We start from the raw sequence: 18,889 nt of genomic DNA, 5'->3' as shown, positions 1-18,889 counted from the left end.
GCTGCGCCCGCCCTGCTGCGTCACGTGCAGCACGGCGTTGGCCAGCATGCCCGGCACCTGTGCCGGCGCGGCGGCAATAAGCGCCGCGCAGGGTCCCGCCAACGCCTGCCACGTATCGCGCACCTGGGCCGTGCGCGCGGCCAGGGCGCGGTCGTGCACGCCAAGCTGCAGCGCCGTATCGGCGGCCGCCATCACCACGGCCGGCAGGCGCGCCTCGTCAAGCACGGCGACGGCCTGCACCACCGGATCGATCGCGTCGGCAAAAAAAGCCGCCAGCGCGGCATCGTCGAAGCCGGGCGTGGCGCGGCGCACTTCGCCGATGCGGCGGTTCAGCGGGGCCCTGGCCGAAGCCAGGACGGAGGCGAGGACGGGCGAGATCACTGCGTGCGCAGCCAGGCCAGGTAGTTGGTATAGCGCTGGTGCAGGTACTTCAGCTTGAGCAGGTCGTCGTACTGGTGGCCGTACAGCTTCCTGCCCCTGACCACCTGCTCGATGGTGCGCTCGATGCGTACCAGCCGCGCACGCGTCTCCCGTTCCGACACGCCGTCCAGCCCCTGCGCGAACTGGTCCGCCAGGTCGCCGACGGGATCAGTGCCGTCGCGGCCCAGCCGGTCGTATTCTGCACAGGCCAGGTCGAACAGCCGGCGCAGCCAGCTGACGCGGTCGGTGCGGTAAGCCGCGTTTTCAGGCAGCCCGAAGAACGGCGCATCCAGGTCCGGCTGCAGCTTGTCGTGCAAAACGAAGGGCAGGACCTGGCGCACGTCCTCCAGCTCGACTTCGCCGGTACCGCGGAAGTAGGCCAGCGCCTTGGCGTAGATCAGCAACGTCATCAGGTTGCGCACGGAGACGCCGTTGCGGGTCTGGCAGCCCAGGTCCTTCAGGCGGTCGCGCCCGTTGTCGGCACTGACGAGCTGCTGCCAGTCGACGCCGGACAGGCGCGCCGTGTCCTTCGTCATGTACTCGAACTGGCCGCCGGCCAGTTCCATCAGCTCGAACTGGCTGGCGAAGAATTCCAGCCTGCGCCGAACCGGCACGGGGATCGCCACCGCGCGCACCTGCTCGTCCAGCGCGTCCAGTTCCGTGGCCGTGAAGACGATCTCCGGCGGCACCAGTTCTTCCGGCCGCAGGTTTTCCTCCAGCCGCACCAGCAGGTCGCCGAGAAAACGCGGGTTGAAGGCCAGGGCCTGCACCACCACGTCGATGCGGTCGCGCAGCGCGTCGATGACCTGGTAGGTGCCGCCGCCTTGGTCGTCGTTCGCGGTCAGGTACCACGCCGCTTCCGGGCATTCGTAGACCTGGTTCAGCACCTCGGCGTAGTTGTCGCCCATGACGGTAAGCAGCGCGCTCTGGGTGCGCGTGGGGATGCGGTTGTATTCGTCGACGATCTTCACGCGCATGCCCAGCCAGGCGCGCCAGGCGATGCGGATGTCGTCCATGTCCTGGGCGTTGACCAGGTCCGCCGGCAGCGGATTGCCCAGCAGGTCGGCGATCGTCATCTGCGGGTGGCCGTGCTGCATGGCGCGCTTGACCTGCTTCACCGTGGCGCCGGCCAGCACGCCCATCAGGATGGCGCTGGCCGTCTTGCCGCGGCCAGGCCCGCCCACGAACAGGCACTTGCGCCGCGCCGCGAAGGTCAGGAGGGGAATCAGCACGAAACTGGAATAGCTCTGCGCCGACGGCAGGGTCAAGGTGCGCTTGCTGTCGCCCACCGTGAACCGCTGTTCAGGGCCGTCGTTGTACTCGATATCGTAGTGGGGGCTGACGATGGCGTTGTTGACGATCCAGAAGTAGGCCTGGCGCAGCTTCTCGTCCAGCGCGGGCGGCGCATCCGGTGCCGCCGCGGCGCCCGCGGCCGGGCCCCGATACAGGTCGGCCACGTCGAACTGGCGCGGCCTGCTTGCCGTCGGCGCAGGACGGGGATTGGTGGGCGCCTGCGACAGGTGCTTGAATAGATTGAAGACCATGCGGGTTGAAGACCATGGCGGGCCGGCGTGGTTGAGGGAAGCAGCAGTATATGCCACCCGGCGCGCACTCTCATCACCCTGTGGGATCCTCCTGGCACGCCGCCATGTGACGGACGTAAAAAAACCGCCAGGCTTGCGCGCTGGCGGTTGGCAGTGCCGGGATCGGGGTCCCGGAACTGAAAGCTCAGGATACCTTAGGCAGCCGGTGCGGCTTCGTCGGCGGCCTTCATCGACAGCTTCAGGCGGCCGCGGTCGTCGGTCTCCAGGACCTTCACGCGCACTTGCTGGCCTTCCTTCAGGTAGTCGGCGACGGCGTTGACACGCTCGTTGGCGATCTGCGAGATGTGCAGCAGGCCGTCCTTGCCTGGCATGACCTGGACGATGGCGCCGAAGTCCAGCAGCTTCAGCACGGTGCCGTCGTAGGTCTTGCCCACTTCGACCGATGCGGTCAGCTCTTCGATGCGGCGCTTGGCTTCCTGGCCGGCTGCGGCATCGACGGAGGCGATGGTGACGACGCCTTCGTCGCTGATGTCGATCTGCGTGCCGGTTTCCTCGGTCAGCGCGCGGATGACGGCGCCGCCCTTGCCGATCACGTCACGGATCTTCTCGGGGTTGATCTTGATGGTGATCAGGCGCGGTGCGAAGTCGGACAGCTCCGTCTTCACGTGCGGCATGGCCTTCTGCATTTCACCCAGGATGTGCTCGCGGCCTTCCTTGGCTTGCGCCAGTGCCACCTGCATGATTTCCTTCGTGATGCCCTGGATCTTGATGTCCATCTGCAGCGCCGTGATGCCGTTGGCGGTGCCGGCGACCTTGAAGTCCATGTCGCCCAGGTGGTCTTCGTCACCCAGGATGTCGGACAGCACGGCGAACTTGCCGCCTTCCTTGATCAGGCCCATGGCGATACCGGCCACGTGCGCCTTCATCGGCACGCCGGCATCCATCAGCGCCAGGCAGCCGCCGCAGACGGAAGCCATCGACGAGGAACCGTTCGACTCGGTGATCTCGGACACCAGGCGCACGGAGTAGCTGAACTCTTCCGGCGACGGCAGGGCGGCGACCAGCGCGCGCTTGGCCAGGCGGCCGTGGCCCACTTCGCGGCGCTTCGGCGTACCGACGCGGCCCGTTTCGCCCGTGGCGAACGGTGGCATGTTGTAGTGCAGCATGAAGTCGTCCGTGTATTCGCCCATCAGCGCGTCGATCTTCTGCGAATCGCGGGCCGTGCCCAGGGTCGCGACGACCAGTGCCTGGGTTTCGCCACGGGTGAACAGGGCCGAACCGTGGGTACGCGGCAGCACGGAGGTGCGGATCGCGATCGGACGCACGGTGCGGGTGTCGCGGCCGTCGATGCGCGGTTCGCCGTTCAGGATCTGCGAGCGCACGACCTTGGCTTCCATGTCGAACAGGATATTGCCGACGTCGACGGAGTCCGGTGCCTCGGTGCCTTCGGCTTGCGCCTGGGCGGCCAGGTCGGCGATGACTTCGCCCTGCATCGAACGCAGTGCCTGCTGGCGGGCCTGCTTGTTCTTGGTCTGGTAGGCTTCGTTGATCTTCGCTTCGGCGAACTGGGCGACCTTGGCGATCAGCGCTTCGTTCTTGGCTGGCGGGGTCCATTCGATTTCAGGCTTGCCGCCTTCTTCGACCAGCGCGTGGATGGCATCGATGACGGCCTTCATCTGCTCGTGGCCGTAGACGACGCCGCCCAGCATGATTTCTTCCGACAGCTGCTTGGCTTCCGATTCCACCATCAGCACGGCCGTTTCGGTACCGGCGACGACCAGGTCCATCAGCGACGTCTTCAGCTGGGTCGTGGTCGGATTCAGGATGTACTGGCCATTGGCGTAACCCACGCGGGCTGCGCCGATCGGGCCGTTGAACGGCACGCCGGCCACGCACAGGGCGGCGGAGGCACCGATCATCGAGGCGATGTCCGGGTCGATCTCAGGGTTGACCGACAGGACGTGAATGATTACCTGAACTTCGTTCATGTAACCTTCCGGGAACAGCGGGCGGATCGGACGGTCGATCAGGCGCGACGTCAGCGTTTCCTTTTCCGATGGACGGCCTTCGCGCTTGAAGAAGCCACCGGGGATCTTGCCGGCGGCATAGGTCTTCTCGATGTAATCGACGGTCAGCGGGAAGAAATCCTGGCCCGGCTTGGCATCCTTGCGGGCCACCACGGTGGCCAGCACGACGGTGTCGTCAACCGACACCAGCACCGCACCGGAGGCCTGGCGAGCGATCTCGCCGGTTTCCAGGGTCACGGTATGCTGGCCGTACTGGAAGGTTTTCGTAACTTTGTTAAACATGGGTAATCCCTTTCTATTTGCCGACAGATTTTCAGGGGCTGTCGTTCACCTCACCACGGGCCGGCCGCAAAACGGCCAGCCTTATTGCTCCATCTCCTTGCCAAGACAGCGAAACATACTTCCTGTTGGCAATTTTTTAACGGTCCAGAATGACAAAATGCCCGCGTCAGCGAACTGGCGCAGGCATTTGGTCGGAACCGTGTGCTGCAAGTATTACTTTACGCTATTACGCGAACAGCGCGAATTACTTACGCAGGCCCAGCTTGGCGATCAGGTCGCGGTAACGGGTTGCGTCCTTGCTCTTCAGGTAGGACAGCAGGCTCTTACGACGGTTGACCATCATGATCAGGCCGCGGCGGGAGTGGTGATCCTTGCTGTGGGCCTTGAAGTGGCCGTTCAGTTCGTTGATGCGTGCGGTCAGCAGGGCCACTTGCACTTCTGGCGAACCGGTATCGTTCTGACCACGTGCGTTGTCAGCGATGATGGCGGATTTGTTGATGTTTTCTACAGTCATGATAAACCTTTCACATGCGATGCGCGGAGTGAGACGAAGCTGGCAAGCGGCACCGGATTCGCGACCCTGTACATCGTGAACTACATTAATAAAAATACCGGCCAAACAGGCCAGACCCGGGAGTATAGCGGAAAACGCCGGGGCCATGCCGCTTCTGGCTACAATAATTCCATTTACAAGGGAGGATTCATGCGACAACTGATCGTTTCGGCAATGCTTTCCACCCTGTTGGCAGGCTGCGCTGCGTTCGGGCCGCCACCCGCGCCGGGCGAACCGATGAGCGCAGTCCAGGCCAGGCTGGGCCGGCCGTCGGCCGTCTTCCAGGCCGGCCCCGACACCGTCCACGAATACGGCGCCGGCTACTTCGGCCAGTACACGTGGATGGCCCGCTACGGCCGGGACGGGCGCCTGCTCAGCTACGAACAGGTGCTGACGGACGCCAAGTTCGCCACCGTCAAGCTGGGCCAGGACAACAAGCAGACCATCCTGCACACCTTCGGCCACCCGGCCGAGACGATGATGCTGCCGCGCCGGGGCCTGGAAGTATGGAGCTACCGCTACCGCCAGTCGGGCGTGTGGGACGCGATGATGCACGTGCATTTCTCCGCCGACGGCATCGTGCGCGAAATGATGAGCGGACCGGACATGCTGCGCGAAAAGCGCGATTGAGCAAAAGTTGCTTCAAAAATGGGGACAGACCCCATTTTTCGGGCAACTTTTCACGGTCACCAGCGCTAGGCCCGCTCCGTCTGCGGATTGACCCGCTCCTTCGAATGCAGCTTGTTCAGCCCGGCCAGGTAGGCCTTGGCCGAGGCGACGACGATGTCCGGGTCGGCGCCGACGCCGTTGACGATGCGCCCCGCCTGCGACAGCCGCATCGTCACTTCGCCCTGGGATTGCGTGCCCGTGCTGATGGCATTGATCGAGAACAGCACCAGCTCGGCGCCGCTGTTGGCCTGGCTTTCGATGGCGTTGACGATGGCGTCCACCGGGCCGTCGCCCGTGCCTTCGCAGGCCACTTCCCTGCCCTCCATCGTGAACACGACGCGCGCGTGCGGCGGCTCGCCTGTCTCGCTGCGCTGGGCCAGCGACACCAGGCGGTAATGCTCGCCCTCCTCGCGTTCCTCGCCGGAGACGAGGGCCATGATGTCCTCGTCGAAGATCTCGGCCTTGCGGTCGGCCAGTTCCTTGAAGCGGGCAAAGGCCGTGTTGACCTCCCCTTCCGATTCCAGCTCGATGCCCAGCTCCTGCAGGCGCGCCTTGAAGGCGTTGCGGCCCGAGAGCTTGCCCAGTACGATCTTGTTGGCGGTCCAGCCGACGTCCTCGGCGCGCATGATCTCGTAGGTCTCGCGCGCCTTCAGGATGCCGTCCTGGTGGATGCCCGATGCATGGGCGAAGGCATTGGCACCCACCACCGCCTTGTTCGGCTGGACGGGAAAGCCCGTGATCTGCGAGACCATTTTCGAGGCCGGCACGATCTGCGTCGTGTCGATGCCGCAGGTCAGGTTGAAGTAGGCCGCGCGCGTGCGCAGCGCCATCACCACTTCCTCCAGCGCCGTATTGCCGGCCCGTTCGCCCAGGCCGTTGATGGTGCACTCGATCTGGCGCGCACCGCCAATCGTCACGCCGGCCAGCGAATTGGCCACGGCCAGCCCAAGGTCGTTATGGCAGTGGACCGACCAGATGGCCTTGTCCGAATTTGGGATGCGCTCGCGCAGGCGGCGGATGGTTTCGCCGAACAGCTCCGGCACGGCATAGCCCACCGTGTCGGGGAAGTTGATGGTATTGGCGCCTTCGGCGATCACGGTTTCCAGCACGCGGCAAAGAAAATCCTCCTCGGAGCGGCTGCCGTCCTCCGGCGAGAATTCGATGTCGTCCGTGTGCTGGCGGGCGAAGCGCACGGCCAGGCGGGCCTGTTCCAGCACCTGCTCCGGCGCCATGCGCAGCTTCATCTGCATGTGCAGGGGCGAGGTCGCGATGAAGGTGTGGATGCGCTTGCGTTCTGCCGGGGCCAGCGCCTCGGCGGCCCGGGCGATATCGCGGTCGTTGGCGCGCGACAGCGAACAGACGGTGGATTCGCGCACGGCGGCGGCAATGGCGCGGATGGCCTCGAAGTCGCCCGGCGAAGCGGCCGCGAAGCCGGCCTCGATGACATCGACGCGCAGCCGTTCGAGCTGGCGGGCGATGCGGATCTTTTCTTCCTTCGTCATCGACGCGCCGGGCGACTGCTCGCCGTCGCGCAGGGTCGTGTCGAAGATGATCAGTCGTTCGCTGGCGCGGGGGATATCCATGAATTTCTCCTTGAATGCCCGCGCGAAGCGGGGCTTAGCGGCGTTCGCTTTCGTCGACCGGTTCGTCGTCCGTCTGCACGATCGACACGGGCTTTCCCTTGGCCAGCCTGACGAAGAACACCAGGTAGCCGGACAGGCCGTACAGCACGAAGATGGGGAACAGCACCTTGGGCGGGTCGATCGAGATCAGCGCGAAGAACAGCGCGATGGCGAACACGGCGATGAAGGGCACGGACTTGCGGAAGTTGACGTCCTTGAAGCTGTAGAACGGCACGTTGGTGACCATCGTCAGGCCGGCGAACAGGGCGATCGTAAACGAGATCCACGACATGTAGGTGCCCTTCATCTCCAGGTCCACCATCATCAGCACGAAGCCGGCCATCAGCGCGGCGGCCGACGGGCTGGGCATGCCCTGGAAGTAGCGCTTGTCGACCACCTCGATATTGGTATTGAAGCGCGCCAGGCGCAGCGCGGCGCCGGCGCAGTAGACGAAGGCGGCAATCCAGCCCAGCTTGCCCAAACCGCGCAGCGACCATTCATAGATGACCAGGGCCGGCGCGGCGCCGAAGGACACCATGTCCGACAGGCTGTCGTACTGGGCGCCGAATTCGCTCTGGGTGTTCGTCAGGCGGGCTACCCGGCCATCCAGGCCATCGAGCAGCATGGCCACGAAGATGGCCCATGCGGCATGCTCGAAACGCTGGTTCATGGCCATCACGATGGCATAGAAACCGCAGAACAGGGCCCCCGTCGTGAAGGCATTGGGCAGCAGGTAGATGCCGCGCGAGCGGGGCCGGTTGGCGTCGCCGGCCTTGCGGGCGAACCTGCTGAACGGCGTCCTGCGCGGCGCCTTCGGGGTTGCGCCATTCTTGGGCCTGCGACGGGGAAATTTAGCCATGTGAATCCGTGGTGGTTGCGGCGTTATTGCTGCGTTATTGTTCTGGACCGGCGGCAGTGCCGCCGCTCCGGTTGTCCCCTATTATAGAGGAGCACGCAGCCGGTCGTCGCATCCGAGCGCCCATCGGGGCGCCCGGCGGTTCACAATGGGTTCGCTACCGGTTTACTTGAAACGCACCTTGCCGACCAGGCGCATTTCCAGCGTCGTTTCGCCCGGCTCGAAGCTCGGTTCGGCCACTTCGGCGCTGTCCTTCATCATGGCGCGCATGGCCATCGGCGCCGGCATCGCTTCACGGTTGCCGCCGGCGTAATTGCCCGAGCCTTCGAAGTCGACCGTATCGAGCACGGCGTCGCTCGCGGGGCGGCCCATCGCGGCGGCCACCGAGGCAATGCGTTCGTTCAACGCCTTGTAGGTGGCGGCGATGCGCTGGTCGTCCAGCTTGCGCGTGGTGGCCGGGGTCAGGCCGAAATTGATGGCATTCAGGGTCAGCACCTTCTGTGCCGCAGCCACCGTCTTGGGCAGCGCAGCCAGGTTGGTGGTCTTCACCTCGACATACTGGCCCACGCGCCATGCGGTCGGCTGGCGTGGCTTGTTCTGCGCCATCGGCTGGACCGGACGGTCTTCCGGATACACGGGATAGGTGTAGTAGCCCATCGTCTTCAGGCTGGCCTGCGGGTCTTCGCGCTTGAGGATATCCAGCCCCTGTTTCATCTTCTGGTTCACGCGCGAGGCGGCGGCGGCCTTGTCCTTGTCCTGCTCCTCGATCGCCAGGGTCGCGGTGGCCTGGTCGTTCGGCGCCTTCACTTCGCCAAAGGCGGGAATGATGACGGTGGTGCCCGAGGTGGACTGGGCGATGGCGGACGCGCTGCCCAGCACGAGGGCGGCGGCCAGCACGGTTTTCAGGACGGTCATCTGGAATACTCCTTCTCTGCTTGTTCGATGACGTGCACTGTAACCGAATTCACACGCCCCAACCGTCACAGATGGTGAGTGTTTGTAACAATCATGTCATCATGCTGACACCTGGGCGCGCCATCATGGGCGCCCTGTTTTGCCCATCAACCCGTTACCAGACACGCATGCGAACCACGACAACCCTGGCAGTCACCTGCACCCTCGCCACCCTCCTGACGGCCGCCACGGCGGCCACCAAGACGCCAAGCGCTCCCGCTGCACCGGCACAACCGAAACTGGTCGTCGTCATGGCCGTGGACGGCCTGCCCCAGGAGCAGCTGCTGCGCTACCGCGACCAGTTCGGCGACGGCGGTTTCCGCCGCCTGCTGAGCCAGGGCGCCATGTTCAGCGATGCCCACCAGGCCCACGGCACCACCGTCACGGCCATCGGCCACAGCGCCATCCTGACGGGCGCCTACCCTTACCAGCACGGCATCGTCGGCAACAACTGGATCGACCGCGCCACGGGCGAATCGGTCTACTGCACCGAGGACCGCCGCCACAAGTACCTGGGCGAGGAGACGAAGCCGGACGACGGCACGTCGCCGGCGCGCCTGCGCGTGGACACGCTGGGGGACCAGCTGCGCTACGCCACCGGCAACCGCGCCAAGGTGCTGGCCGTCTCGGGCAAGGACCGGGGCGCCATACTGCTGGCCGGGAAGACAGGCACGGCGTACATGTACATGGAAGGCAGCGGCAATTTCGCCAGCAGCAGCTACTACATGGCCCAGCACCCGGCCTGGGTCCAGCGCTACCAGGCGGCCAGGCCGCAGGACCGTTACTACGGCAAGACGTGGCGCCCCATGCTGGCCGACAGCGACTACGCGATGGACGCGGGCGAAAAGGCCTTTGCCGTCTCCTACTACAGCGAAAGCGGCCAGCCCGACGCAGCCTACTACCAGCGCCTGAAGGGCGGCCCATTCGTGGACGAATTGACCCTGGAATTCGCCCGCGCCGCCATCGAAGGCGAAAGCCTGGGCGCCAATCCGGCCGGCGTGCCGGACCTGCTGGGCGTGAGCCTGTCGGCCCATGACTACGTGAACCACGCGAACGGGCCGGAAAGCCGCCAGTCGCACGACCACCTGCAACGGCTCGACCGCATGCTGGCCGGCTTCTTCACCTACCTGGACAAGCGCGTCGGCGCGGACAACTACCTGGTCGTACTGACGGCCGACCATGGCTTCGCCAACAGCGCCGAGTTCTCGCAGCAGCAACGCATGGACGCGGGCCGCGTCGACGGCAGAAAGCTGATGGACGGGCTGCGCGCCCATCTGGACGGCGCCTTCGGCGCCGGCAAGGTGACGTTCAAGGCTTCGCTGCCGAATGTCTACCTGGACCAGGCGGCGCTGGACAAGGCCGGCATCAAGCGCTTCGACGTCGAGCAGGCCGCCAGCCGCTGGCTGCTGGCGCAGACGGGCATCGCCGAGGTCTACACGCGCACCCGCTACGAGGAAGCCGGCGCCACCGGCACGCGCCTGGACCTGTTGATGCGCCGCGCCTGGCACCGCGCCGAGTCGGGCGACCTGGTGGTGGTGCCGCGCCCCTACTGGGCCTTCGGCTCCGGCAGCAGCGGCGCCACCCATGGCTCGCCGTATGCCTACGACACCAACGTGCCGCTGCTGATGATGGGCAAGCGCTGGATCGTGCCGGGCCGCTACACGCGCAATGCCGAAGTGGTCGACATCGCGCCGACGCTGGCAACCGTGCTGCAACTGCGTCCGCCGGCCGCCAGCGAAGGCCGTGTGCTGACCGAGGCGCTGGTGGGCGGCGCGGCGCGCTGAAGGTCCGCCTTCTTCCTACACCTCTTCCAGCGCCTTGAACAGCTGGGCGATATCGTAGGGCTTGGCCAGCAGCCGCACGCCGGGCAGGTCGACCCGGCGTTCCGTATGGCCCGTGGCCAGCACCACGCGCACGTCGGGATAGCGCTCGGCCACGATGCGGGCCAGCCCGACGCCGTCCACCAGGCCGGGCATGACGATATCGGACACCACGTGGCGCACGGGGCAGCCGGCGGCCAGCTTGGCCAGCGCCTCGTCGCCGCTGGTGGCCGACGTCACCTCGAAACCGGCCACCGTCAGCGCTTCCACCATCGTCGCCAGCACCAGCGGGTCGTCGTCGACGAACAGCACGGGACCGGTGGCCGCGCCCGTGATGGCGGCCGGCGCGGCGAAGGCACCCTCGCCGCTGCCTTCGGCGCCAAGTGCGCGCGGCAGCCAGATCGTCACCAATGTGCCGGCACCGGGCTCGCTGGCCAGCACCAGGGTGCCGCCCGACTGCCTGGCAAAGGCATAGGCCTGCGGCAGGCCCAGGCCCGTGCCCTTGTCGACCGGCTTGGTGGTGAAGAACGGCTCCAGCGCCCTGGCCAGCGTTTCGGCGCTCATGCCGGTGCCGCTGTCGCGCAGCTCGATCCGCACGTACTCACCCGGCGACAGGCCCTGCGGCGCCCGTTCCACCGTTTCGTTATGCATGCCCAGGTACAGGCTGCCGCCATCGGGCATGGCGTCGCGCGCATTGATGACGATGTTCAGCAGCGCCAGCTCCATCTGCAGCGGGTCGACCATGACGGGCCACAACCCTTCGGCGATATCGAGTTCGAGGCGTACGCTGCCCGGGCAGGCGCTGTGCAGCATCGGCAGCATGTTCTGTACGACCGCATCGGGCTGCGCCAGGGCCAGCCGCGCATCCTGCACCGTGCCGAAGGAGCGCATCTGCCCCGTTAGCTTCGTGGCGCGGGCGATCGCCTTCTGGCACGTGGCGGCCAGCGCCTGCACGCGGGCGCGGTCGGTCGTCAGCGGAATCAACTGCAGCGCGCCGGACAGGGTCTGCAGGATATTGTTGAAATCGTGGGCGATACCGGCTGTCAGGCGGCCCAGCGCTTCGAGCTTCTGGCCCTGCAGCAGCGCACGCTGGGCCCGTTCCGCCGCCGCCACCGCCTCGGCCACGCGGCACTCCAGCAGCGCCGTGTTGTCGCGGATGCGCTTGCTGGCGTCGGCCAGGGCGGCGCTGACGGCATCCGCTTCCATCGTGCCCGACGTGAAGGCGGTGACGGGTTCGTCGCGGCCCAGGCTTTCGGCGGCGCGGCGCAGCTGTTCGATGGGTTGCGCCGTGCGCCGGGCGAAGATGCGCGCCGCCGCCAGCGCCACGCCCAGCGCCACCAGGATCAGGGCGCCCAGGCCCGTGGCGGCCGCGATGGCGGGGCGGCGCATCTCGGCCGAAGGCACGCTCAGCACGACGGTCCAGCCGGACATGGGCGCGCGGCTGTAGAACGCCACCGTCGGCGTGCCGTCCAGCGTGACGCCGTAATGCACGCCGGACGGACCCGCCGCCATCTTCGCGCGCAGGCTGGGGCTGACCTGGCGGCCGATGTACCTGGCACCATCGCGGCTGCGCGCGATCACGGTGCCCCGGCTGTCGAGCAGGGACATCAGCCACGTCGGCGGCACACCCTGCTGCGCCAGCAGCGGTGCCAGGCGCTCCACCGCCATGCCCATCGACAGGTAATAGCGGGGCTGCCCGGCCACGGGTGCGGGAATCTGCAGCGCCACGTCATGGCGCTTGCCGACGGGCGAGAAGAACAGGTCCGAGACGACGGTGGCATCCGGTCCGGCAGCGGCGCGGCGCGCGACAAGGTTCGACTTGCCCACCGGCGGCGTGCTGCCGTAAGGCTGGCGGGTATTGAGCAGCTGCCTGCCGGCCAGGTCCGTGATGACGATCGTCGAATCGGCCGGCGGGGCCAGGCTGCGCGCATGGCCATGGAAGGCCCGGAAGTCGCCCTGCTGCATGGCCGGCGATGTGGCCAGCGCACGCAGCATGGCTTCCTTGGCCAGCAGCTCCCGGTCGGCCAGCAGCGCCAGCGCGTGCACCGCTTCGCTCATGCCAGCCACTTCGGCCGCGCGCTGCTCCTTGTAGACATACCACACGGCGCACGAGGCGATGACGAACGCGGGCAACAGGATCGACAGGATCAGCAACAGCAGGCGGCTTCTTATGCGCATAAATTCACCCGTCGTTCGCACGGGCCGGCGTGTTAATCCGGGTTCGGAATCGATTCGAGGGCGAGAACCGCTTGCAGGGCACCGGTTCATCGCGCGGCGATACCGCTTCGCCGCAACGCCGCCCCGATCGGGCGGTGCTGCCGCTACATTAGCATTTTTGCCACCAAGGAGCACGCCATGACCCGATTCCTCGCACTGTGCCTGCTGCTGGCAGCATGCATGCAACCTGCCGCCGCTGCCGCCGCTGCCACCGCCGCGTCGGACGATCCTCAGGCGGTGGCGCAGATCAACCGCATCGTGCAGGACTTCCAGGCCGCCATCGTGGCGCGCGACGGCAAGGCACTGGAAGCCATGTTCCTTGCCCACGACAACAGCTGGCTGACGGTGGCCAGTGCCGCCATCAAGGTCCCGGCGGGCAAGTCGCGGCTGCGCGCGTCGACCTACAAGGAGTTTGCCGACTTCGTCGCCAACAGCAAGCTGCCCGTGGAAGAGCGCTTCTACAATGTGCGCGTGCACAGCAACGGCAGCGTGGGCATGGTGTACTTCGATTTCGACTTCCTTGTCGACGGCAAGGTCACCAACAAGGGCAGCGAGTCGTGGCACCTGGTGCTGACCGAAGAGGGGTGGAAAATCAGCTCGATGGTATATTCGGCCGGCTGACCCGGCACCGGCAAGCGGTAGAATCGGACTCGTGACAACCGACACCCACCACCATGCACTGACTGCCCGGCTGGCGCAGCTGCCGTTCCGGCTGCCGCTGCTGGCAGCAGCGCCCATCACCCTGTGCATCGCCATCATGGGCCTGCCGGACCTGGGCCACGAGCGCCCCTTGCTGTTTCGCACACTGTTCCTGTGCACCTACCTGGGCTGGGTGGCGCCGACGGCGTGGCTGCAACGGCTGCTGTGGCGGCGCGGCTTGGCCGGATGGGCCGTCGCCGCCGGCATGCTGGGGGCCACTTATGCGATGTCGGTGGTGAACAGCGTGCTGGGCGAGGCTTTGGGCATGTACCTCGGCCTGCACCGGGAGATGCGTTGGCATACGATCCTGAGGGGCCTGGACGGCTGCTGGCTGCCCCTGATCGCCTTCTGCGCGGCGCACGCGGTGGTGGCCTTCCACGTGGCGCTGGTGGGCGAGCGTGCGCGCGCGGCGGATGCGGCCCTGCTGCTGCGCGATGCCGAGCTGAGGGCGCTGCGCTACCAGGTGCAGCCGCACTTCCTGTTCAATACCCTGAACGCCGTCTCGGCGCTGGTGGCCGGCCAGCGCAACCGCGATGCCAACCGCATGATCGCCCAGCTGGCCGAACTGCTGCGCGCCACCTTGAGCACACAGCACGTGCATGAACACGCGCTGGCCGACGAACTGTCGCTGACGGAGACCTACCTGGAAATCGAGAAGGCGCGCCTGGGCGAACGGCTGCGGCTGGCCATCGACGTCGGCCCCGGCATCCTCGACGCGCTGGTGCCTTCGCTGCTGCTGCAGCCGCTGGTGGAGAACGCCGTCCGCCACGGCATCGCGCCGCGCACGGCCGGCGGCATGCTGTCGCTGCAGGCGCACGCCGAGGGCGGGACGCTGCGGCTGCGCATCGTCAACGATTGCGATGAAGGCGACTGCGACGATGGCAAAGCAGCGCCGGCCGATTCGTTCCACCTCGGCCTGGCCAACGTGGCGCAGCGGCTGGACAAGCTGTATGGCGCCGCCCAGCGCTTCACGGCCGGCCCGGACGGCACCAACCGCTTCGTCGTCGCCATCGAGCTGCCCCTGCGCGCGGCCGGCGCGGAATCGGCCACGACGACTTGGGTGCGGGCAGCATGATGCGCGTCATCGTCGTCGACGACGAACCGCTGGCCCGCGCCGGCGTGCTGGCCCGGCTGGCCGGTGTGCCCGGCGTCGACGTCGTGGCCGAATACAACGACGGCGCCGCGGCCCTGGCCGGCATCGCCAGGCACGCACCTGACCTGGTCTTCCTCGACATCGACATGCCCGCCCTGGGCGGCATCGACCTGCTGGCGACGCTGCCGCCGGCACGGCGGCCCGTGACGATCCTGCTGACGGCGCATGAACAATACGCCGTGCAGGCCTTCGCGCTGGACGTCGTCGACTACCTGCTCAAGCCGGTGGACGACGAGCGCTTCGCCGACGCGCTGGCGCGGGCCCGCCAGGCGCATGCCTTTCGCCGTCACGCGGCGGCGTCGGCGGCCGCGCCGGTCCGGGAAGCTCCCTACCTGTCCCGTTTCACGGTGCGCTACGGCAGCCGCCTCGTCTTCGTCGCCGCCGGCGACGTGGCCTGGATCGACGCCAACGGCGACTACGCCACCCTGCACGTTGGCGAACGGGAATACCTCGTGCGCGAACCGCTGCACCGGCTGGCCGCCATGCTCGATCCGGCCCGCTTCGCCCGGGTGCACCGCAGCGCCATCGTCCGCCTCGACCAGGTGGCCGAACTGCGCACCCTGGGCAACCGCGACGCCATGCTGCGCCTGCGCGACGGCACGCCGCTGCGCGCCAGCCGCACCTACATCGACGCCCTGCTCGCCGCACTCGAGCGGCTGCCGGCCACCGCGCACGCCGTCAAATCGGAAGTTGCCTGAAAAATGGGGTCTGTCCCCATTTTTTGAGCAATAAAAAACGGCCCCGAAGGGCCGTTTGGGTGACACGTCGAAGGCTTAGTTCTTCGACTTGTCGACCATCTTGTTGGCGGCGATCCATGGCATCATGGCGCGCAGCTTGGCGCCCACTTCCTCGATCTGGTGCTCGGCCGTCAGGCGGCGGCGCGAGATCAGGGTCGGGGCGCCGGCCTTGTTTTCCAGGATGAAGGACTTGGCGTATTCGCCCGTCTGGATGTCCTTCAGGCACTGGCGCATGGCGTCCTTCGTGGCCGACGTGACGACCTTCGGACCGGTCACGTATTCGCCGTATTCGGCGTTGTTCGAGATCGAGTAGTTCATGTTGGCGATGCCGCCTTCATAGATCAGGTCGACGATCAGCTTCAGTTCGTGCAGGCACTCGAAGTACGCCATCTCCGGCGCGTAGCCCGCTTCCACCAGCGTCTCGAAGCCGGCCTTGATAAGTTCCACGGTACCGCCGCACAGCACGGCCTGTTCGCCGAACAGGTCGGTCTCGGTCTCTTCGCGGAAGTTGGTCTCGATGATGCCGGCCTTGCCGCCACCGTTGGCCGACGCGTACGACAGGGCGATATCGCGGGCGATACCGGATTTGTCCTGGTGCACGGCGATCAGGTGGGGCACGCCGCCACCCTGCTTGTAGGTGTTGCGCACGGTGTGGCCTGGCGCCTTCGGCGCGACCATGATGACGTCCAGGTCTTCACGTGGCACGACCTGGCCATAATGCACGTTGAAGCCGTGGGCGAAGGCCAGCACGGCGCCCTGCTTGGCGTTCGGTGCGACATTTTCATTGTAGACCTGGGCGATATTCTCGTCCGGCAGCAGGATCATGATGACGTCGGCGGCGGCCACGGCGTCGTTGACTTCCGCGACCTTCAGGCCGGCCTGTTCGACCTTCGACCACGACGCGCCACCCTTGCGCAGGCCCACCGTCACGTTGACGCCGGACTCGGACAGGTTCTGTGCGTGCGCGTGACCCTGCGAGCCGTAGCCGATGATGGCGACGTTCTTGCCTTTGATGAGGGAGAGGTCAGCGTCTTTGTCGTAGAAAACTTTCATGGTCATTCCTAAGTATTTGGTGTGAATCGTAGTAATCGCGTAATACGTTTTGCCGGAGCGGCGTTCAGATCTTCAGGATGCGTTCGCCGCGGCCGATGCCGGAGCCGCCCGTGCGGACGGTTTCCAGGATCGAGGCGCGGTCGATCGAATCGATGAACGCATCGAGCTTGGTCTTGGCACCGGTCAGCTCGATCGTGTACGTCTTTTCGGTAACGTCGATGATGCGGCCGCGGAAGATGTCGGCGGTGCGCTTCATTTCCTCGCGCTCCTTGCCGACGGCCCGCACCTTGATCAGCATCAGCTCGCGCTCGATGTGCTGGCCTTCGGTCAGGTCCACCACCTTCACCACTTCGATGAGGCGGTTCAGGTGCTTGGTGATCTGTTCGATGATGTCGTCCGAGCCGCTGGTGACGATGGTCATGCGCGACAGGGTCGAATCCTCGGTCGGGGCGACCGTCAGCGTTTCGATGTTGTAGCCGCGGGCGGAGAACAGGCCCACGACGCGGGACAGCGCACCCGCTTCGTTTTCCAGCAATACAGAGATGATGTGTCGCATATCAGAGGTCCTCCGAGCCGAGCAGCATTTCGGACAGGCCCTTGCCGCTCTGGATCATCGGCCAGACGTTCTCGCTCTGGTCCGTGATGAAGTTCATGAAGACCAGGCGGTCCTTCATGCCGAACGCTTCGCGCAGCGCGCCGTCGACATCGCCCGGCTTTTCGATGCGCATGCCGACGTGGCCATAGGCCTCGGCCAGCTTCTCGAAGTCCGGCAGCGAATCCATATAGGACTCGGAATAGCGCGACCCGTAATCGAGCTGCTGCCACTGGCGCACCATGCCCAGGAAGCGGTTGTTCAGCATGATGATCTTCGGCGTCAGGTGATACTGCTTGCAGGTGGCAAGCTCCTGGATGTTCATCTGGATCGAGCCTTCGCCCGTGATGCAGGCCACCGTCGCATCGGGATTGGCCATCTGCACGCCCATCGCATACGGCAGGCCCACGCCCATCGTGCCCAGGCCACCGGAATTGATCCAGCGGCGCGGCTTGTCGAAGCGGTAGTACTGCGCGGCCCACATCTGGTGCTGGCCCACGTCGGACGTGATGAAGGCATCGCCACGGGTGATCTCGTAGACCTTCTCGACCACGGACTGCGGCTTGATGATGGTGTCGGACGTCGGATACTTCAGGCACTCGCGGCCGCGCCATTCGCTGATCTGGCCCCACCATTTCGACAGGTGGGCCGCGTTCGGGCGGTGCTCGGCCGCGTCCAGCTGGGCCAGGAACTCGACCAGCACGTCCTTGACGTTGCCGACGATGGGAATGTCGACCTTGACCCGTTTCGAGATCGACGACGGATCGATATCGACGTGGATGATCTTGCGGGCGTTCTGCGCGAAGTGCTTCGGATTGCCGATGACGCGGTCGTCGAAGCGGGCACCGATGGCGATCAGCACGTCGCAGTGCTGCATCGCCATGTTGGCTTCGTAGGTGCCGTGCATGCCGGGCATGCCCACATACTGGTCGCTCGAGGCGCGCGAGCCGCCCAGACCCATCAGGGTGTTCGTGACGGGGAAGCCGAGGCGGTCGACCAGCTTGTTCAGCTCAGCCGACGCATTGGCCAGGATGACGCCGCCGCCCGTGTAGATCATCGGCCGTTCGGCCGCCAGCAGCAGCTGGACCGCCTTGCGGATCTGGCCCGAGTGGCCCTTGTCGACGGGACGGTAGGAACGCATCTCGATCTCTTTCGGATACGAGAACACGTGCTTGTGCATCGAGATGTCCTTCGGGATATCGACCAGCACGGGACCGGGACGGCCGGTACGGGCGATGTAGAAGGCTTTCTTGATCGTTTCCGCCAGGTCCTTCACATCCTTCACGAGGAAGTTGTGCTTGACCACGGGGCGGGTGATGCCGACGGTGTCGCACTCCTGGAAGGCGTCCTGGCCAATCGCGTGGCTGGGCACCTGGCCGGAGATGACGACCATCGGCACGGAATCCATGTAGGCGGTCGACAGGCCGGTGACGGCATTGGTGACGCCGGGGCCGGACGTGACGATGGCGACGCCGACTTTCTGCGAGCTGCGCGAATACGCATCGGCGGCGTGGATCGCGGCCTGCTCGTGTCGGACGAGGATATGCTGGAATTTTTCCTGCTTGAAGATCGCGTCGTAGATATAGAGGACGGCTCCGCCCGGGTAGCCAAAGACGTGCTCGACGCCTTCTTCAGCCAGGCAACGCACGAGAATCTCGGCGCCGGTGATTGCTGCTTCGGTGTTCATGAAA

At 66.0% G+C, this 18,889-nt stretch carries 15 protein-coding genes and 1 pseudogene; 5 read left to right on the top strand and 11 right to left on the bottom strand.

Going from position 1 to position 18,889, the window contains the following annotated elements:
* The 4 genes and pseudogenes from GM672_RS13210 to rpsO all read right to left on the bottom strand — a co-directional run.
* Positions 1–381, bottom strand: a pseudogene (locus GM672_RS13210) (hypothetical protein); the annotation flags it as partial.
* A complete protein-coding gene (locus GM672_RS13205; protein WP_155470993.1) occupies positions 378–1,964 on the bottom strand; it encodes an AAA family ATPase in 1,587 nt (528 codons plus the stop codon). The gene GM672_RS13205 and the pseudogene GM672_RS13210, both read right to left, overlap by 4 nt.
* Before the next feature lie 194 nt (positions 1,965–2,158).
* Positions 2,159–4,273, bottom strand: coding sequence for a polyribonucleotide nucleotidyltransferase (gene pnp, locus GM672_RS13200; RefSeq protein WP_155470992.1), 2,115 nt, complete (start codon positions 4,271–4,273; stop codon positions 2,159–2,161).
* Positions 4,274–4,517: 244 nt separating this feature from the next.
* Positions 4,518–4,787 carry a 30S ribosomal protein S15 gene (rpsO, locus tag GM672_RS13195; protein ID WP_155470991.1) on the bottom strand — a complete coding sequence of 90 codons (270 nt, stop codon included), beginning with the start codon at positions 4,785–4,787 and terminating at the stop codon, positions 4,518–4,520.
* A 189-nt stretch (positions 4,788–4,976) separates the two neighbouring features.
* Between rpsO and GM672_RS13190 the strand changes: the two genes are divergently transcribed.
* On the top strand, positions 4,977–5,456 hold the full coding sequence (locus GM672_RS13190) for a hypothetical protein (protein ID WP_155470990.1): 480 nt from the start codon (positions 4,977–4,979) through the stop codon (positions 5,454–5,456).
* 65 nt (positions 5,457–5,521) lie between these two features.
* On the opposite strand, the gene GM672_RS13185 is transcribed toward GM672_RS13190, so the two are convergent.
* The 3 genes from GM672_RS13185 to GM672_RS13175 form a co-directional block, all read right to left on the bottom strand.
* A complete protein-coding gene (locus tag GM672_RS13185) occupies positions 5,522–7,078 on the bottom strand; it encodes a 2-isopropylmalate synthase (protein WP_155470989.1) in 1,557 nt (518 codons plus the stop codon).
* A 34-nt stretch (positions 7,079–7,112) separates the two neighbouring features.
* The gene (gene pssA / locus GM672_RS13180; protein WP_155470988.1) at positions 7,113–7,976 is read right to left on the bottom strand and encodes a CDP-diacylglycerol--serine O-phosphatidyltransferase; all 864 of its coding nucleotides are present in this window, start codon (positions 7,974–7,976) and stop codon (positions 7,113–7,115) included.
* Between the two features lie 162 nt (positions 7,977–8,138).
* Positions 8,139–8,888 carry an SIMPL domain-containing protein gene (locus GM672_RS13175; RefSeq protein ID WP_155470987.1) on the bottom strand — a complete coding sequence of 250 codons (750 nt, stop codon included), beginning with the start codon at positions 8,886–8,888 and terminating at the stop codon, positions 8,139–8,141.
* Between the two features lie 167 nt (positions 8,889–9,055).
* On the opposite strand from GM672_RS13175, the gene GM672_RS13170 reads away from it, so the two are divergent.
* Positions 9,056–10,711 carry an alkaline phosphatase family protein gene (locus GM672_RS13170; protein ID WP_155470986.1) on the top strand — a complete coding sequence of 552 codons (1,656 nt, stop codon included), beginning with the start codon at positions 9,056–9,058 and terminating at the stop codon, positions 10,709–10,711.
* 15 nt (positions 10,712–10,726) lie between these two features.
* Here the strand turns inward: GM672_RS13170 and GM672_RS13165 are convergent, their stop codons facing one another.
* On the bottom strand, positions 10,727–12,925 hold the full coding sequence (locus tag GM672_RS13165) for a hybrid sensor histidine kinase/response regulator (protein ID WP_155470985.1): 2,199 nt from the start codon (positions 12,923–12,925) through the stop codon (positions 10,727–10,729).
* A 177-nt stretch (positions 12,926–13,102) separates the two neighbouring features.
* Between GM672_RS13165 and GM672_RS13160 the strand changes: the two genes are divergently transcribed.
* From GM672_RS13160 to GM672_RS13150, 3 genes are read left to right on the top strand one after another with little or no spacing between them, the layout of a single operon-like run.
* Positions 13,103–13,585: a nuclear transport factor 2 family protein gene (locus GM672_RS13160; protein WP_155470984.1), complete on the top strand. Its 483-nt coding sequence runs from the start codon at positions 13,103–13,105 to the stop codon at positions 13,583–13,585.
* Positions 13,586–13,616: 31 nt separating this feature from the next.
* Positions 13,617–14,738, top strand: coding sequence for a sensor histidine kinase (locus GM672_RS13155; RefSeq protein ID WP_229427654.1), 1,122 nt, complete (start codon positions 13,617–13,619; stop codon positions 14,736–14,738).
* On the top strand, positions 14,735–15,514 hold the full coding sequence (locus tag GM672_RS13150) for a LytR/AlgR family response regulator transcription factor (protein ID WP_155470983.1): 780 nt from the start codon (positions 14,735–14,737) through the stop codon (positions 15,512–15,514). The genes GM672_RS13155 and GM672_RS13150 overlap by 4 nt, the downstream gene beginning before the upstream one ends.
* 75 nt (positions 15,515–15,589) lie before the next feature.
* On the opposite strand, the gene ilvC is transcribed toward GM672_RS13150, so the two are convergent.
* From ilvC to GM672_RS13135, 3 genes are all read right to left on the bottom strand, one after another.
* Complete coding sequence (ilvC, locus tag GM672_RS13145; RefSeq protein ID WP_155470982.1) at positions 15,590–16,606, bottom strand: ketol-acid reductoisomerase; 1,017 nt, start codon at positions 16,604–16,606, stop codon at positions 15,590–15,592.
* Between the two features lie 64 nt (positions 16,607–16,670).
* Positions 16,671–17,162, bottom strand: a complete 492-nt coding sequence (gene ilvN / locus GM672_RS13140; protein ID WP_155470981.1) for an acetolactate synthase small subunit — start codon at positions 17,160–17,162, stop codon at positions 16,671–16,673.
* A 1-nt stretch (position 17,163) separates the two neighbouring features.
* Positions 17,164–18,885 (bottom strand): acetolactate synthase 3 catalytic subunit, encoded by a 1,722-nt coding sequence (locus GM672_RS13135; RefSeq protein WP_155470980.1) that lies wholly within the window; start codon positions 18,883–18,885, stop codon positions 17,164–17,166.
* Positions 18,886–18,889: the final 4 nt, after the last annotated feature.

Source organism: Pseudoduganella buxea (genome assembly GCF_009720835.1).
In the GTDB taxonomy this organism is placed as follows: Bacteria; Pseudomonadota; Gammaproteobacteria; order Burkholderiales; family Burkholderiaceae_D; genus Rugamonas; species Rugamonas buxea.
The sequence above is the reverse complement of the archived record's forward strand: the minus strand, read 5'-3'. Positions and strand labels throughout refer to the sequence as shown.